The following is a 16895-nucleotide window of genomic DNA, read 5'->3' on the forward strand; positions in this document are numbered from 1 at the left end:
TACTACAACCGCCGCCGGCGGCACTCCACTCTCGACTACTTGACACCAGTCGAATACGAGCTAGGATTCAGAAAACTCACCGACCTGGCAGCCTAAACCGATGTCAATAAAATCGGGAACATTCCACCTTGAAGTCGTCGGGGCCGGTGGCGCTGGTGCGCCCGACCCGGTCGTGTTTGACGTTCTTCCAGACCCACTCGTCGGGGTTGAGCTGCGGGGAGTAGGCGGGCAGCACGAACAGCCGCAGTCGGCCCTTGGTGGAGGCGACGAACTCCGTTACCAGCTTGGATCGGTGGGTGGGGTGGCCGTCCAGGACCAGGTAGACCGGCCCGTCGGTGTCGGCGATCAGCTTGAAGTAGATCGTCGCTCCCTCCGTCTTCGCCTGCTTGCGGATGGCCGGGAACTCCTGCTCTCTCCAGCGGGCCACGGCGTCGGGGTCGGCCTGCCAGGCCCGCCACAGCGGCCGCTGCGGCGACAACCCCAGGGTGCGCAACAGCCGGCCCACGCTCACCGCGGACAACGAGATCCGGAACTCGCGGCGGATCAGCGTGCGCACCATGTCCCGGGTCCACAGCGCGAACCCGAACTCCAGCTGCCGCGGATCCGCGCCGGCGATCAGCGTGTAGAGCCGGCGCATCTGTTCACCCGACAGCTTCGGCGGCCGACCCGGCACCGGCCGCGCCTTCAGGGCGTCCCGCCCGCCCTCCCGGTACTTGGCCAGCCACCCGTAGACCGTGCCCCGGCCCATGCCCAACGACGCGGCGACATCCTCCGGATGCACCCCGGACTCGACCGCGTCCACCGCCCGGAGCCGCATCGCCTCGAGGGTCTGGTGGTCCAGCTTGCGGCCGTCGTTGTCGCGCACACGGCATTGTCGCAGAAAAAGAAGATCAAGTTAGCTTACTTACATTCGTCTTGGTAAGCAGGCGCAACTTAGGGGACGTGGGGCAGGAACACATTCGACTTAGGCTCACTTATAGAGAGCATATTGGCGGCTATAAAGGGACGATTAAGGAGGATGTCACTTCGGGTAGATTCTTTCTCTACGATGACTATTCAGTCACGATGAAGGTCTCCGACGGTAGCCTTTCGTGAAACCTCAGTGCTGAGCGTGTTTCAGCGCCTGCTAGACGTGCTCCCTGAGGTAGGCGATGGGATCATCGGCTACAACCATCTGCTGTAGGTGGTACTGCCACATATCGACGCCGGCCATGCTGCAGTAGTTGTCCGGTGCCTCTTTGCCCTGAGTCGCCAGCGACGTCGGAGCGACAACCGATTTGAGATAGTGACACGCGATTTGAGACGCTACACAGGTGTAGGGTCTCAACTCTTTTGTCATTCCCCGAGCTTCTGACCTGCATTTGCTGCGGTTGTCTCAGCGTGTCATCAGGAAGATCAGTCTCATATCGGTGTCATCCCTGAGGGAGCGGGGCCGGTCAACCCCCGGGTTTGCGTTGTTGATCTTTCCCTGTGGCGTTCTCCGCGCCTTTTGGGCAGGGTCGGGTAAGGCGTCGGGGTCAAGGGATCGGCCCGCAGGGCCGACCGCGGAGCGGCCGCAGGTCCTTGACGCCGGCGCCGCGCGGCGCACGCTGTGGACAGCGGAGAAACGGTGCTGGCGGTACTCCCGGACGTTCAGATCTGTTCGGTGCCGTGCATTGCCTGCTTCATCGCCGGTTCCCCGGCCTGCGACAGACCCACCCGTGGAGGCCCGTCGAGTCATCCCTTCGCCGCGGCGGGCGGCATGAAGTGCTGCGACAGGTTGCGGTGGGCGAGACCACTCACAAAGGGGCGACCACGCCGGGATCGGGGGTCAGACACGAGCACGGTCCGCACCCACCGCGGCTTGCGGGGCTGCTCACGCCGCGCGGCGGGCGGACAGGCAGCGAATGTGATGATCGCGTAGTCCGTAGAAGACCAGCCCGACCAGCTCGCGGGCGGCGGCCACGACCCCGATGTTGCGGCCACGGCGCCGGCCGACGTCCTCGCGGACCTGACCCAGCTGGCTGTGCTTGGGAACCCGCTGGACCGCCTCGACCGCCGCCCACCGCACCAGCCGCGAGCCCTGTTTATCTGTGGCAACCCGGGACGTCAACTCGCTGGTTGCCCAGTGATTTCTGGATCTTCTCGGCGGTGGTTGACCGCGCCAGGGTGGCGTCGGGGTCCAGGCTCGGGCGTCAGCCCGACCGCGCAGCGGCCGGAGGCCTGGACGGCGGCGCCGGGCTGGCGCATCATCACCGGGCGTCGGAGAAGATCACTTCAGCGGATCAGGTGCGGTGCATAAGAGTGCTCCTTGCGGGGTTGGGCCTGGCCGCGGGTTTCCCGGGGTGCGTCGGGCGCCCCTGCTTATCTGGGTGCTTGGCCCGGAGCTCGGGTCCGGCGACAAGATGGCGATCGGGGTGTCTCGACGGGCGCGGCCGCTCGTTCTTGGTCGGCTGTCTGGCGCGAAGGCCGGCAGCAACAGGGTTGCCGGGAGCTGACCGCGGGTTCATCGGCGGGAGTGGGCGCGACACGCAGTTCCGGGGCTGCACGGTCAGGCGGCGGGGGCGAGGACCTGGTCGTCGAGGTTGCGCAGGGTGTGATGGCAGCGGCGGGCGAGTTTGCGGGCCATCGACAGCAGCGCGAGCTGGCCGCCGAGGCGGGCTTTGACCTGCTGGGAGTAGGGGTGGTCGGGCGAGCTGGGCCGTCCGGCGTAGACCGCGGCCTCATAGAGCGCCCAGCGCAGCATCGGTGGTCCTTGCCGGGCCAGGTGCCCGGCGCTGCGCCGGCCGTCGGAGGAGTAGACCGTGACGTCGAGCCCGGCGTGGCGGACCGCGTCATCAGAGCTGTGGAACCGGCGGGTGTCACCCATCTCCGCCCAGATCACCACCGCGGTCAGCGGCCCGACCCCGTAGTGCGCGGCCTGCAACGCCCGGCAGGCCGGCTGCCGGCGGCCGATCAGGCTGATCTGCTCGCGCACCCGGGTCATGTCCGTGGTGAGCCGGTCGACCTGGCGCAGGGCGACGTCGACGGCCGTGCGGGTGGCTGGAGACAGCTCCGCGACCGCCAGGCGTTCCCGCCCCGCCGCGGACATGGCCCCGACGTCGAGGTCGGGTGCGCCCAGGTGGAACAGGCTGGCGTGCACCCGCTGCAGCCAGCCGGTCCGCTCATCGAGCAGGTCTTTGTAGAGCCGGACCAGCGCACGGGCCTCGAGCACCGGGGTCGGCGGGATCCACGACTCCGGGATCCGTCCCTCGAGGAGCAGCTCCCGCAGCAGCTGGGCGTCGCTGCGGTCGGTCTTGGCCCGCCGCTTCGGGCCGCGCCGGGCCGCGGTCTCGGCCGGCTCGGCGACGTGCGCGGTGATTCCCGCCCGGGCCAGCTCCTCGGCGACATACCGCCAACCGGTGCAGCCCTCCAGCGCGAACGCCACCTGATCCCGGCCGGCGAACCGTTGCAGCCAGTGGCGCAGCCGTTCCCGATTGGCCGGGGCGATCCGGCCGCGCACCACCTCGCCGGAGTCGAGATCTACGTAGTCGAACGTCAGCTGGGCTCGATGGATATCGATGCCACCCACGACCGCCATGATGACCTCCCACGCTCTCGGCCACTCGGGAACGGAAGCCGCCGCCGCGGCCGCCACATCCCATCTTCGTGATCCGACCGCGGTGCACGGTCGTGTCGGACTCGTAGTGTTTCGGAGTCAGCCCCGCCCAACTGGCCAACTGCGCCGGCCCCGGAAACCGGTCCACCTGCCCAATCTCGGCGACGAACACCGCGGCCAGCACCGGACCCACCCCGGGAATCTGCTGGATCGCGACATAACCCGGGTCGCGGTGCAACCGGCGGGCCAGCAACGCGGCGAAGGTGTCGATCTCGAAGTCGAGCGCGGTGATGATCCGCTGCGCGGAGTTCACCCGCGCCCGCGCCGCTGGCGACAACGGCGTCCGCCCGAGCAACTGCTGGCCCTGCTGTCCGAACAGATCGCTCATTGGCACCGCCACCCCGGCGCCGGCCAGCACCGCGTGCACCTGGCACTTCACGTTCGACCGCAGCCCGACCAGCTTGGCCCGGTGCCGCACCCACTCCCGCAGCTCCCGGGTCGCTGGCGGGGCGATCCACGCCTCGGGCAGCCGGCCCATCCGCAACAGATCGGCCAGGTCCGCCGCATCGCGCTGGTCGTTCTTCACCCGCCGGTAGGAGAACGCCTTCACCCCCAACGGGTGCGCCAGATGCACGCTCGCGCCCAGCTCCGCGAGCGTGTCCGCCGCCCAGTACCAGCCGTAGGCGGCCTCCAGGACCACCTCAGGCGCCTCGCCGGCGCGGGCCATCACCTGCCGCAGGTAGTCCGGGTCGTTGGAGATCCGCACCGTCTCCAAGACCTCACCGGTCTCGGTCATCCGCACCAACACCGACCGCCGCCGATGCAGATCCATCCCGACAATCTGCTGACCCTCGTACGATTCACTCACAGGGGCCTCCTCGAATCGCTGGTGTGAGCCCCCCGAGCATGAGCCGGGGATCACGAGGAGCGGAGGCCCCGCTCCCTCATCGCATCACATCCTTCGGTCACGACTCTTCGTGCATGGTCCTTCGGTACTCCGCCAGCGTGCACAGGCCGGCCACGGCGCGGCGCTCGTCGACCGTCTCCGGGTCGCGCAGGTCCAGCGGCTGGTACTCGCCGTCGACCAACGTCACCTGTGTGCCGTAGACCTGGCTCTTGCCCTCGGCGAGGAGAACGCGGTCAGTCAGGTACGCGGTGTACATGGGCGTGACGTCGCCGGTCGGCGCTGCGCACATCAGGTCGAGGCAGCGTCGTTGCAGGGCCGGGTCCTGGTCCGCGTGCTGGGCTAGGAGCCATGCAGACACCGCAGCCTGCTCGCCCACGAGCGAATGCGTCGGCCACCCCCGCCGCTCCACCAGCTCACCTAGCCACCGCGTGTTGTCCCGGTCGACCTCGGTGAGCCGGTCGACGATCGCTTGCTCGTCCGGGGCCAGGTCATCGGGGTGCACCATGCCGTCCCGCGCCTTGGCGAACAGGGGGGTGCATGCACGCCGCGCCTGCTGGTCGACCTCGGCTCGGCGCAGCAGCTCGTCCCGCAGCTCCGCGTCCTCCACAGCGTCCTCCACCCTGCCATGTGGCCCCGTCACCGACTCGGCAGCAGGTGCCGGAGGCGAGAAGGCCGACGACCGACTTGAAGCGCTCGGCGGGCGACGACCCTGGGTCATTCCCGAGTAGGACACCGATGTGCTGGGTGATCAGTTGTCGGTGAGGCGGCCGAGGAAGCAGTTCGGAACGGCGCGTTTCGCGCCGGCCAGGACGCCGCGCAGGGTAGCGGCGGCGAGGGTTAGGCGCTCGCGTCGAGCGAGGTGGTGGTGCTGGGGGGCCATGGGGTGCTCCCGGCGCTGACGGCGGTAGGTGGACTCGCCGGCCGACGTGGCTCCAATCTGGATACGCCGCAAGTCAGCGCATCCACCGTCCAAGCCTGCGAACAGTGAGCCCTTTCCAACTTGACTTCAGTTGGTCTGGATCAGCACCGTCACGGCCTTGACGAGGTTCGTTGCTCGGGCGGGGCAGCTGCGGATACGGCGGAGGACCCTCCAGGACTTGAGCTGGGCGTTCGCTCGCTCTCCCGGACCGCGCTGGCGGGCGTGGGCGGCGTTGACCTCCTTCTGCGCCCGGGACAGGCGGCGGAGGCGGCCGGTGTCGGGATCGGCCCGGCGTCGACGCTGCGGCACCCGGATCGCCGGCCCGCCGCCCTGATAGGCGGTATCGGCGACGACCCGGACCTCGGCGGCGTTGAGCCCGTCGATCAGGCCGTGCTCGCGGGCGGCGCCCAGGTGGTGTCGTGCTCCGGGCAGCGCCGGTGAGGCCCACACCAGCCGGCCGGCCGGGTCGGCCAGGACCTGCACGTTGACCCCGTGCCGCTTGTGTTTGATACCCCTATGTATGTCAAGTCGTCGAGACTCGCCGGGCGTTCGCTGTGCCTGCTGCGATGATGATCCGGTAGACCGTGCGCGCGAGATAGCGCTTCAGGCAGCGGATGATCTCCCTTTTCGTCCGCCCTTCTGCGGTTCGTCGTCGGGCGTACTCGCGTGTCCTGGGGTTCCAGCGCAGTCCGATGAGTACGGCTCGGTAAAGGGCTGCGTTGGCCTGGCGATGGCCTCCGCGGTTGAGGCGGCGCCGCTGGGTCTTGCCGGACGACGCCTCGACGGGGCTGACCCCGCAGAGAGCGGCGAACGACGCTTCGCCGGTGAGCCGGTCGGGATTGTCGCCGGCCGCGATCAGTAGCGTGGCGGCGGCGTCGGGGCCGATGCCGCTGACGTCCAGCAGTTGCGGTGCGGCGGACTCGACCGCGGCGGCGATGCGTCGCCGCAGATCGTGGATCTCGGCCTCGAGGTAGTGGACTCGGCGCGCAAGGTGGCGCAGCGTATGGACGGTGGCCGCGCTGACGTCGTCGTGGCGGTTGTCATCGGCGCCGGTGGTCAGCTCGGCGCAGCGAGCGATGAGCTGGCTGGTTGACAGGGGGTTCAGGGCTTCCCGCAGTGCGGGGTCGGCGCTGACCAGCACCGCTTTGAGCTGGTTGATCGCCTGGACCCGGGCCTTGACCGCGGAGTCCTTCGCGGTCTTGAGGATGCGCATCGCCTCGACCGGCCCATCGGCGCTCTTCGGCACCGCCGTCGCGTCTTCGGCCAGCACGGCGCGGGCGGCACTCTCGGCGTCGACGACGTCGCTCTTGCCCCGTCGGCGTCGCGCCGACCGGTCCGGTCGGTTGACCTCGGTCACCTGCACGCCCTCGGCGCGAAGGAGCCGGGTCAGCGCGGCGCCATAGGATCCTGTGCCCTCCACGCCGGCCCGGTGCAGCGGGCCGAACGAGCGCGCCCAGGTGAGCATGGCGCGGTAGCCGGTCCTCGTGGTCGGGAACTCGCAGGCCGCCAGGCGCAGACCCAGAATGCTCAGCACCACGGCGACGTGGACGTCCTTATGGGTGTCGACGCCCAGCACGACCTGGTCGTCGTTGGTCTTGGCCGGGCCGGCCGGCGGCACGCTCACGACAGTCTTCTCCCTGATCCCGAGGAAGGGTGGCTGCAGCCGAGCCGGCGGGGCGGTCAGGACTGTGACGATGCCCTGCGGTGCAGCGCAAAGCCCCTATCGGGACACGCCCTTGCCAATGCGGCGGCAGCGCCGCCGCGAGCCCGGCCGACAGATCAAGCACAGGGCACCAAAAGGGCCAGCCAGAGTACGGGTCAGACCGAGCTCCGCGGCGACGCGCTCTGATCTTCACAGCCGGAGTAGAAGGCGCGGTCGTGGCCCGAGGCCATGGCGACGCGATCAATCGGCAGCAGTGTGCCGTCGAGGATCACGAATGCCTTGCGGCGGGCCAGGTCGAGTGCCTCGTCCAGGGTCGGCGCGGTGGCGGCGAGGACGTCGACGCCTTCGCGCACGTAGCGGAACACCGTGGTCGTGCCGACGCCGAACCCGTTGGCGAGTGCGGTGTAGGTCTCGCCTTTGTTCAAGTGCGCCAGCACCAGCAACGCTTGCCTTCCGGCTGGCAGTCGACGCCACCGACTGCCCAGGATCGTGCGGTGGTGGCGTAATGCGTCAGCGAGGGTCTGCAGGGCGCGGTTGGACACCTGCATCGAGGACGGGTAGACAAGCACCCTGAAGCTCCTGGTGGGACGAGTTGATCTAGTCAATCGCCCGTCTACCAGGGGCTTCACTCATCTCGGGGACGCCACGCCGCAGCTCGACAGCCTAGTCGTCAGCAGGTTGGAAAAGGCTCAGTGGGTGAAGGCCGCGCGCGACACCGGATCTCGCTCTGTCGCATCGGGCCTGAGAAGCTGGGTCGGTGTCGACTCCGCCCGAGCCGAGGCCAGGCGACAAGGCCAGCACTGCCGCGACGGCCTCGTGTGCCCTGCTTCAACAGATGCGGACGAACAAGAAGCTGAGCTACGACACAGTCGGCCAGACACCCGGGCTTTCGCGGGGCGCGGCACTGAACTACACCACCAAGCCGGAGCATCGGCCCGACGTCCAGACACTGAAGCTCCAGCTGACTGCGCTCGGCGCATCTGGCCAGGAACGGATCGACGTCCTGCAGCTCCACCAGCAGACGCGGCCCGAACCGGGTGTGTAGGTGGTGTGGCCGATGGCCGAGTTCACCGCCGTGCGGGCGACTGTGTACACCGCGGTCGGCCATCCCCACACAGTCCCCGACCACGGCCCGGACGGGGACCGGACGCTGCCGGCGTAGGTGCCGCGTCGGCGGGAAGCTCAGCAACAGACGGAGCGAGATGCTCAACAGCAGAAGGGGCCTCTGTGAAGTTTCGGGCTGGCGCACGTAGGCAACGTCTTCTTACTGACGCACGAAATAGGATCGACGCGTGGACGGCAACGAATGACAAGAATTACCTCGATGGGAGGTCTGCGCGTTGGCTTATAGCGTTGCTTGCAACGGCGGCCGATAAAGGTGACCTCGAGGCAAGAGCCACGCTCGGGAAACTGCTTTACGCCCGATATCAGGCGGGATTATTTGCTGATCGATCCGACGCTTTACTAACATTGGGCAGAACGTTTCAGTCCATTTATGCCGTAGATGCCTCCCTTGTGCCGTCCGAGCTGCATTGGGTGTGCGAGAACCCAGGTCGAGCACTCGCCGACCCGCAAACGTTGGCGGACAAGCTCATTCTTCTCGCCCGACGCGCTGAAGCCAATTCCGATGTCACGTTATTACGTCAGGCGACAGTATTAGCGGACGGCATCCTCGAGCTGGTTGATGAGGGCTCGCAAAATGAGATAAAGCTACTAGTATATGTAATAAATATCGATAGTAGATTGCACGACATGACCGGCGACCTCGCGGACCTAAATCGTCTGATTGGCCACCTTCGACGGGTGATGAAACTATTTCACGATGACATAAGACGTGTAGGTGCGCTGGCCCGGCTCGCACAAGCACTACATGACGCGTACATGGTCGGCGACAATCCGGATCTTCTCGACGAGGCTATTCAGTTGGCCGAGCAAGCACTCGAGATCGTCGCCAGAGATGACGACCAATACCCGAAGGTTCTAACAACTCTCGCTTTTCTTCTCGTGAGCCGACACGGTCGCACAGGTGAACATAAAGATCTTGCTGCCGCCACGGACATGTGGCGGAGCGCATCGAGTTTACGACAGACGGAGGACGAGGAGTTAGCCGACCTAAATAGCCTTGATGAGGTTCTGAAGAAATGGCCCATAGAAGCAATAATTCTACGCGAGCGCGTTGGTATCCTGCGTCGGATCACGACGTTACAGCAGGATAGAGAGCGTCCGTCACAGTGGCAATCTGACGGCTATCTAGCGAATCTAGACCGCCTCTATGAGGCCTGCCATCTTCTGTACGAGACATCAGGCGAAGTGGCCGCACTAATCGAAGCCATTGGGCACCTAGAGAGGCTCATTGCGGTATGCCCGGAGGAGCTTCGCCGTTGGGTTTGGTGGCACAACCTGGGCTGCTATCAATGGGAACTCTCGCTTGAGGTGGACACCGGCCAGGTAGCGCTATTCAATCGGTCGGCCGACGCATTTCGCCAAAGTTTCACCTATCGTCGAGATCGGAACGATGGTTGGGGTGATGGCAAAGCCGGGTTGGGTACCGCTCTCGCACACCTTTACGGGTACACCGGAGATCCACTCGTGGCCGATGAGTTACTTCAGTTGCGTTCCAGCTTCTGCGAAGTCTTCTCTGCAGGGTCATTCAAATTCGAATACATTCTCAAATTTGCAGGAGGTATCAAGCTCGCCCACGACAAGTGCGCGGCACGATCTTTGGCGACCCATGCGGCAGCACTACTAGCGGAGATGCACGGGAAAATTTCATGCAAGCATCCCGCGTATGGGCAATACGTTTGGCTCAATGGATGGGCGACTCTAGCACAATTCCGATCCGGTGAAGCACTAGAGCCAATCCTCGAGTGCGCGGACGAGATGCGGGGTCTGCTAGACGATGAAGCTTCGGACAGTATGATCTCCGCAGTTGAGGTCATGACCCTGCTGGCCATGATGCTCGAAACTGTACACCGCGAGTCAGGCGATTTCGAATCCCTGAAGGAGGCGCTCGCGATCCTCCGTAAAGCTGCCGCGCTGGAGCCCCTGGGGCTTAACAGCAAGCTCTCACTAACGTTGAACAAAGCTCTAGTGCTGCAGAGTATCTACGAGACTACTGGAGATTTGCACGCGCTGCAGGAGGCTGTTGACGCAATTCGCGAAGCAGTCGCCGAATGCCCACAAGACTGGCCGTGGGTTTTTCGGCTGCAAGGTCAACTAGGTGTAAGTCTTTGTGAGTTGTTTAGGCAGACTCGTGATTCCGAAACCCTGATTCGGGCGATGGCTGCGGCGCGAACGGCGGTGCGCGAATCGGCACAACTACCCGGCTGGCCACGAAATCACCACTCCGATCTGTGCTATGTCCTAACCAATGCGCACAGTCAGTTCGGTGAACTTCAACTACTGACGGAGGCGGTTGCGGCTGGCCGACAGTCAGTAATATCGCGCGGTGTTGACCCGAAAGTAAATGCGGAAGCGTACAACAACCTGGCAGTAGCGCTTAAACAGATGTTTCATGAAACCAGTGATCCTGCGCTTCTCGATGAGGCAGAGTCCGCTCAAAAAGAAGCTCTGGATCTGACTCCTCTGCGGCGCGTAGAGTACTCGATGTACCGCGCCAACTATGCCTCGACGTTGATAGCCCAATATCGCCTAACCGATCAGAGGTCGTATCTAGACCAGGCCGCTAGTCTATTCCACGAGGCTCCGTCCGTCGAGGCGTCAGGTGCTTACTGGTTAACCGAAATGGGAACGCGATGCCAGATCAGTTATGAGCTTTATCTCCGTGACCATGAACCCGCGATGCTGGCCGCCGCTGTTGATGCAGCGCGGGACGCCGTCGATAGGGTTCCCGCAGACCACGCCGATGCTGCTCACCTCGATAATACCCTTGCCGTCCTCCTAAGGCAGTATTCAGCGTTATCAGGCGACATTGGCCCGCGGCAAGAAGCGGTCGATCGGCTTCGCCGAGTACTCCACAATGACTGCCCGACTACAGTCCTGCCGACTGTGCTCGCCAATCTGGCCGGCGCTCTGGGGGAGATGTTTGACGTCGCGGGAGTTCCGGAGCTGGCCCATGAGGCCGTCGCCGTCGCTCGCGGAGCGATGGAATGCACGTCCTCCTCAGGGAAGTATGAGGCAAGATTTGCCCTCGCCGATGCCCTTAAGCAGCTGCATGGGGTCACGAAGGCGCCGGACGTTTACGTCGAGGCGGCTGAGACGTTGGCGGCGGTCGCGCAGGACGCGGAAGCGCCAATCCGCGGCCGTATCGCGGCCTACCGGTCTCGCGCTGTCCTCACGGCAAGCAATGGCCAGCCGAAAGAAGCTTTGGACGATTTGGAGCGAGCTGTCAGCTTACTTACTGATCTGGCACCGCTGTCCTTAGAGCGGGAGGATCGGGAGCATCGGCTGAGTGGAGTAACAGGACTAGGCTCAGCTGCAGCAGCTATGGCGCTGCGTCAAGAAGCAGTCGCGGGCTCCAACCTTGGCGAACGGGCGGTCGAACTGCTAGAAGAGGCGCGAGGCCTGCTTTTAGCAGAGGGTCTAGATCCACGGGGTGAGTTGTCCGAGTTACGAGGACACGCGCCTGAATTGGCAGCTGAGTACGATCAGATCATGTTCCAGATACGAGGACTGAATTCGGGCCCGTACTTCTCGGACGCTGATCGGACCAACGACCCAGCGTCAACCCTCGCATGGCTGGGACGCACGAATGCGGCCGCCCTTAGAAGTGATCGGGCAAAGTTGGCAGCCGCCTGGGTGAAGCTGGTCGCTCGCATCCGCAATCACGGCTTCGCCGACTTTCGCAAGCCCGCCAGCTGCGCAGAACTGCGTCAATATGCAGGAAACGACCCGGTTGTGTACGTTACATCGGAAAGTGATGGTGGGCACGCCCTTATAGTCACGAGAGCTGGCGTCCGCGTCGTCGACCTTCCGGCGCTGACGAGCGACTCTTTGCGTCGTATCGTGTCCAGGCTCCTAGAAGCTGTCACGGACCAGCGTTTAGCTGGTCGAATAGCAGCGGTGAGCACTGTGAATCGGACTCTGGAATGGCTCTGGGACGCGGTTGTCGAACCTGTAATGGCAATTCTTGAGCTACCGCCGCAACCTGGTGCATCAGGGGCTGATCTTCCGCACATATGGTGGTGCCCTGCTGGCCTGGCTGTCTATCTCCCGCTTCATGCAGCGGGTTACCATACACGATCGGACGGCGCACTCGACGAGTCGGGTCGCAGTACAATGGATCGTGCGGTCTCGTCATACACGCCGACGATTCTCGCTCTCGGTCATGCCAGACGTACTTCCATAATCGAGAAAGCTTCTACCGTCGTCGTGGCGATGCCAGATACGCCAAACGCTGAACGACTCGGTGCGGTTGCCCGGGAGGCTGCCGAGCTGAAGCAGCTAATTCCTTCTAGTGTCGTGCTGACGAACGGTCAAGCCACCCGAGAGAGCGTACTGGCTGCGCTCCAGCAATGCGCAGTCGCTCACTTTGCATGTCATGGTGTCGGTGACGCGAGTGATCCAGGGAGGGCGCGATTATTGCTTCACGACCACGAGGCAGCACCGCTAACGGTATCGCAGCTCTCAGGGCTTCAACTGCCCCTGGAGCTCGCCTTTCTATCTGCCTGTAGCACGACCCAATCGGCGCCGTGGCGCGTTGACGAAGCGTTGCACATTACTGGCGGGTTTCAGCTGGCGGGATGTCGTAGGGTTGTCGGCACACTGTGGCCCGTTGCCGACGGTCTTGCTGCCGACCTAGCCGTGGCCTTCTATAGCCGTCTGACGTTGGATGGCAGCCCAGATCCGTCGCTCTCCGCGATCGCTCTACATGACGCTGTAGTGGAACTTCGGGCATACAATCCACGATACTCGCCCGGATGGGCTAGTCATGTGCATAGCGGCGCGTAGGTAGCTACGGTAACGCGCGTCACGGGGTGAATCCGTGTTCGATTGCATCCGACCTGAGTCGTGCCAGTTGATAAAGTACGAGTTCGGGAGCGACCTCAAGGCCTACCTTCTTCTTGGCCGGCACGACGCTTAGAAGGAGCAGCAGGCATAGACCTGACGTGGGTGCACGATGGCGCTCATGCCGATGCTCGAAAGTCGAGGTCTCAGTCAGCTTGACCTTCATGGTGTTGCCAGTGGGCAGATACGGATCGGCAGCTTGGATCCGGACCACCCAGGCGCTAGCGCGACCCCGCCTGAGCCTCGATCCACCGATGGTCAGTGATTCCGCTTGTAGCGGATCTTGTTGTGGGTGGCGTTGGTGCGGGGTCGTGGTTGAGCTGCCGGTCTGCCCGGCGCTTCCACTGGAGTTCTCCGATCGGGCCTTGTGGGCGGTCGTCAGGCGGCTGCGGGTAGTGGGTCGTGCAGGGCGCGGCGGAACAGCTCGTCGAGCCCGGTCTCCCACGGCCAGTTCATCGGCAGGTGCAGGATCTGCCGGTGGGCGGAGTGTGCGATCCGGGCTGGGGTGTTGATCAGTTGGGCGCGGATCGTGGCGGTGCGGGAGCGGACGTGGCGGCCACCGGCCAGGGCGCCAGCGGCGCGGGTGAGGTTGTGCGCGATCGCGGCGCAGACCAGCCAGGCGGCGTTGGCGGTGAATACTCCCGAGGGCAGGTGCGCGAGCGCGCCGTTCTTCAGCTCGGCGATGACCTGCTCGACGATGGCGTGGTCGCGGTGGGTGGCCTCGGCGGCCAGCATCGGCTCGGCGCCGTCGGTGAACACGGCGTGGTAGCGGTAGGCGGCGAACAACTCGCCCTGCGTGCTGGTCTGTCCGGTCGGTGCGGTGGCCGGGTTGAGCCGGCGGACCCGGCGCACGATCAGCCGGGCGGTGACGTGCTCGTGGCGGCGCCGATTGGTGAAGGCGGTAAAGCCGATCTCGGCGACCTCGGCGTCGGAAATCCACCGTTGCTCGTTCTCGTCGTAGATCGCGCTGGGGTAGCGGATCGGCACCCAGGCCTGCTCGTCAATGCTGGTGATCGCCCTGACCACGGTCGGGGTCAGTCGCGCGGTCACCGAAACCGGGCACCCGCCCGGCGGCAGGCGGCCACGATGTCGCACCCGTAGTAGGCGGAGTCGGCGCGCATCAGCACCAGCCCGGCCGCGCCGGCCCGCCGCACGGTGGCCAGCGTATCGGCCAGCAGTTTCGCCGCGCCGCGGGCGGAGTTGGTCGAACCCTTGCGCAGCCGGGTCGCGGCGATCAACGGCGCGGACAGCGGGGTGGACACGACCGCCAACAGGGCGTTGAGCCCCTTGATCCCCGTGTAGCCGCGTCCGGCGCCCTGCTTGGCGTAGCCGTAGGTCTGGCGCACGGTGTCGTCGATGTCGACGAACACCAGTTGGTCAGCGCCGGGCAGGGCTGGTGTGCTGGCGGCCAGGCGGGTCAGCAGTCCGGCGGCGACGGCGTCGAGCTGGCGGACATGGCCGAAGGTGAATAGCCGCAGGAACGTCCCCAGCGTGGACGGGGCCCGTACCCCGAGGAACAGCCGGCCCATCCCGCCGTGGCGCAGCAAGTCCATGTCGTCGATCGAGTCCGCGCCGCAGACCATCCCAGCGACCAGGGCGAGGATCTTCGCCGCGGCGTTCGCGCCACCCGCCGCGGCGACCGTGAGCCGGTCGCCGAGCAGCGCGCCCAGGCCGCACCGCTGCGCCAGCGCCATGACCAGCACCAGCCCGGCGCACGACACGAGATTCGGATCGTCGAACCGCGCGCCGACCGCGCGACGAGCGTGGAATAGTCGCACCCAGCGAATGCCCTTCTCGGCGGGTTGATGTGGACCTTCAGCAAGTCACATCGTCCCAGCTCAGAAGGGTATTCGTGCGTTACGGCCCACCCTCACCGAGCAATCGCGACGGTGGATCCAGGCTGACTCTGACGATGGCTCCGCGGACTTGAACAGATACGATGCCGGCCGAACACATCTTCCGAACAGCAGGTTCGTGTACCTCGCACACCTCGTCAACCCGCTTCTGCGGAGCAGGCGGCAGTGGCCGACCAGGGCCGCAAAACGAGCCAGGTGACCCCCGCTGCCACCGCGGCAACCACCACACCCCAGCCGACGATCGGCACTGTCGCTACCGCCGTTCCGGCGGCATTGGCTCGGACGCTCAATACGATCCACGGCAGCGTGCCGGCGAGCAGGGCGACGGCGACGGACACGAAGGCCCGCGACGACCGGCGGTCGGGGGCCGCGAGGCGTACCAGTAGGGCCGGCACCAGCAGGGCTAGCGCCCCGAGGCCGCTGACGACCCCGGCCAGCAGCGGCTTCGGCAGCGTGAACTCCAGCTTCAAGCTTTGCATCGCGGCCAGCACCATCAGGACCGCGCCCACGACGCCGGTGAGGCCCAGGTTGAAGCGTTCGCGCCGGTCCTGCAGTCCGCGCTGCACGAGCTGGTCGGCCAACGCCACCACACTGCGCGTGCGGTCCAGCGCGGCCTCGAGGTAGGTCACGTCGTTGTCGAGCTGCCGGGCCGCCCAGTCGGCGAGCCCGGCGTCGTCGTCGATAAGGCCGGTGGGCTGCTCCGGACCGCGGTACGCGGCCATGTTCCGTGCCGCGATCTCCACCGTGCGTCGCATCTCCCGCAGCCGGCTCGACCGGTTGGCCAGACCGAGGTCACCGGCTTGCAGCTTGACCAGCCGCGCCGACGCCGCACTCAGCGCGCGAACGTCCGGGTCGCGGCCCGTCGCCACCTCGTCGGTCAGCCGCAGCAGCGGGCCGATCTCCGCGTCGACGCTGACGCGCAGGTCGCGGACCATGGCCGCCGCACGGACGCGCAGCTCGTAGCGGAGCTTCGCCGCATGCAGCAGGTAGGAGGCCAGGGGGGTGAGCTCCGGCGTGCCGCGGCTCCACGTCCAGGCGCTAAGCTGATCGTCCCCGTCGGCCGGTGCCACGACGATGAGCCGTCGTGCGGCGCGCGTGTCCCATGCCGTCTGCGCCGGGTCGGGCACCTCCCATACCGCGAAGGGACCCAGCGGCACGGCGTCGCGAAGCACCCCGGTGCGGGCCCACTCCCCGGGCGTCCCGGCGGCCGCCTCCACGACGGGCCCGAGCGCCGCGGGATCGAGCCGGGCCGCCGGGTCGGCCAGGCGCGCCTGCAGGATCCGGACCTCGCCGACCACCCCGGGGGTCGGCGGCCGCAGTACCGCGTCCCACTCGGCCTCCAGCTCCGACCAGCCCTCCGGCTGCCCCGCACCCGGCGACCGGACGACCGAGAGCACCACCACGTCGCGCAGCCTGCGGAGCGCGACCTGATGCACCCCTGAGCCCGTGCCGCCGCGCAGCGCGAGCAGGCCCCCGGGAGCTGCCGTGGCTGTGAGCTCGTCGGGCGGCTTCCGGTCATGGCCCGCCACGGCGTCGAGACCGAAGCGGTCGCTGCAGCGGTGCCACAGATCGAGTACCCAAGTCCGGTCGACCTCCCACGAGGGGGCACTCGCGGCCACGAACACGTGAGCCACCAGCTCCTCGCCCTGCAGCGACGCGTGGCGCGGCACTACGGCGACGGTTCGGAGCGGCCGTCCAGGGTATGCACTAGCTCGTTGATCTCCTCCCGGACGGCGTCCGGCGGCGGCACGGTAGGGGTGCGGCCGACTGGCGTGGCCCGGACCGGGCCGAGCAGCTCCAGCTCGGCGACCGCGGTCCGTGTCCGGTCACCGTCACCTGTGCACACCGCCGCGGCCAGTCTGGAGACCACGGAACCGATTACGGCCCACCGCGTCTCGGCTAGCCGCCACTGCACGGCGTCCTGCAAGACGTCGAGAGCGTCGCTCCGCACGTCCGGGTCGATCGGCGTCGGCGCCGGGCCATCGATGTCGCCCCTCATAAACCGA

11 protein-coding genes and 4 pseudogenes are annotated in these 16895 nt (G+C 66.1%); 3 read left to right on the plus strand and 12 right to left on the minus strand.

Going from position 1 to position 16895, the window contains the following annotated elements; genetic code table 11:
* A partial coding sequence (locus RM445_RS32625) for an IS3 family transposase (protein ID WP_397469430.1) occupies positions 1–96 on the plus strand: 96 nt, incomplete at its 5' end.
* Positions 97–103: 7 nt separating this feature from the next.
* Here the strand turns inward: RM445_RS32625 and RM445_RS29405 are convergent.
* The 9 genes and pseudogenes from RM445_RS29405 to RM445_RS29440 all read right to left on the minus strand — a co-directional run.
* Positions 104–865, minus strand: a complete 762-nt coding sequence (locus RM445_RS29405; protein ID WP_311560128.1) for an IS630 family transposase — start codon at positions 863–865, stop codon at positions 104–106.
* Positions 866–1855: 990 nt separating this feature from the next.
* On the minus strand, positions 1856–2092 hold the full coding sequence (locus RM445_RS29410; protein WP_311560129.1) for a hypothetical protein: 237 nt from the start codon (positions 2090–2092) through the stop codon (positions 1856–1858).
* 438 nt (positions 2093–2530) lie between these two features.
* Entirely contained in the window at positions 2531–3550 is a 1020-nt protein-coding gene (locus tag RM445_RS29415; protein ID WP_311560130.1) for an IS110 family RNA-guided transposase, read from the minus strand.
* Between the two features lie 79 nt (positions 3551–3629).
* Positions 3630–4409 (minus strand): annotated as a pseudogene (locus RM445_RS32630) (IS110 family transposase); the annotation flags it as partial.
* A 133-nt stretch (positions 4410–4542) separates the two neighbouring features.
* Positions 4543–5091: a DUF6624 domain-containing protein gene (locus tag RM445_RS29420; protein ID WP_311560131.1), complete on the minus strand. Its 549-nt coding sequence runs from the start codon at positions 5089–5091 to the stop codon at positions 4543–4545.
* A gap of 141 nt (positions 5092–5232) precedes the next feature.
* Positions 5233–5364 (minus strand): hypothetical protein, encoded by a 132-nt coding sequence (locus RM445_RS29425; protein ID WP_311560132.1) that lies wholly within the window; start codon positions 5362–5364, stop codon positions 5233–5235.
* Between the two features lie 126 nt (positions 5365–5490).
* Positions 5491–5910, minus strand: a pseudogene (locus RM445_RS29430) (transposase family protein); the annotation flags it as partial.
* 16 nt (positions 5911–5926) lie between these two features.
* Complete coding sequence (locus RM445_RS29435) at positions 5927–6979, minus strand: IS110 family transposase (protein WP_449619195.1); 1053 nt, start codon at positions 6977–6979, stop codon at positions 5927–5929.
* A gap of 281 nt (positions 6980–7260) precedes the next feature.
* Positions 7261–7635: pseudogene (locus tag RM445_RS29440) on the minus strand (helix-turn-helix domain-containing protein); the annotation flags it as partial.
* 266 nt (positions 7636–7901) lie between these two features.
* On the opposite strand from RM445_RS29440, the gene RM445_RS29445 reads away from it, so the two are divergent.
* Positions 7902–8111: a hypothetical protein gene (locus tag RM445_RS29445; protein ID WP_311560133.1), complete on the plus strand. Its 210-nt coding sequence runs from the start codon at positions 7902–7904 to the stop codon at positions 8109–8111.
* A 533-nt stretch (positions 8112–8644) separates the two neighbouring features.
* A complete protein-coding gene (locus RM445_RS29450; protein WP_311560134.1) occupies positions 8645–12976 on the plus strand; it encodes a CHAT domain-containing protein in 4332 nt (1443 codons plus the stop codon).
* Between the two features lie 435 nt (positions 12977–13411).
* Here RM445_RS29450 and RM445_RS29455 read toward each other — a convergent pair.
* From RM445_RS29455 to RM445_RS29465, 3 genes and pseudogenes are all read right to left on the minus strand, one after another.
* Positions 13412–14811: pseudogene (locus RM445_RS29455) on the minus strand (IS1380 family transposase).
* A 215-nt stretch (positions 14812–15026) separates the two neighbouring features.
* Complete coding sequence (locus tag RM445_RS29460) at positions 15027–16559, minus strand: CATRA conflict system CASPASE/TPR repeat-associated protein (protein ID WP_311560135.1); 1533 nt, start codon at positions 16557–16559, stop codon at positions 15027–15029.
* Positions 16559–16888, minus strand: a complete 330-nt coding sequence (locus RM445_RS29465) for a CATRA system-associated protein (protein ID WP_311560136.1) — start codon at positions 16886–16888, stop codon at positions 16559–16561. The genes RM445_RS29460 and RM445_RS29465 overlap by 1 nt, the downstream gene beginning before the upstream one ends.
* Positions 16889–16895 lie beyond the last annotated feature (7 nt).

The organism is Pseudonocardia charpentierae (genome assembly GCF_031845345.1).
In the GTDB taxonomy this organism is placed as follows: domain Bacteria; phylum Actinomycetota; class Actinomycetes; order Mycobacteriales; family Pseudonocardiaceae; genus Pseudonocardia; species Pseudonocardia charpentierae.

What these genes read in the sequence shown, in the direction of transcription:
- RM445_RS29425 (WP_311560132.1), bottom strand. Translation starts at nt 5,364, where the DNA reads ATGGCCCCCCAGCACCACCACCTCGCTCGACGCGAGCGCCTAACCCTC.
- RM445_RS29465 (WP_311560136.1), bottom strand. Translation starts at nt 16,888, where the DNA reads ATGAGGGGCGACATCGATGGCCCGGCGCCGACGCCGATCGACCCGGAC.
- RM445_RS29445 (WP_311560133.1), top strand. Translation starts at nt 7,902, where the DNA reads ATGCGGACGAACAAGAAGCTGAGCTACGACACAGTCGGCCAGACACCC.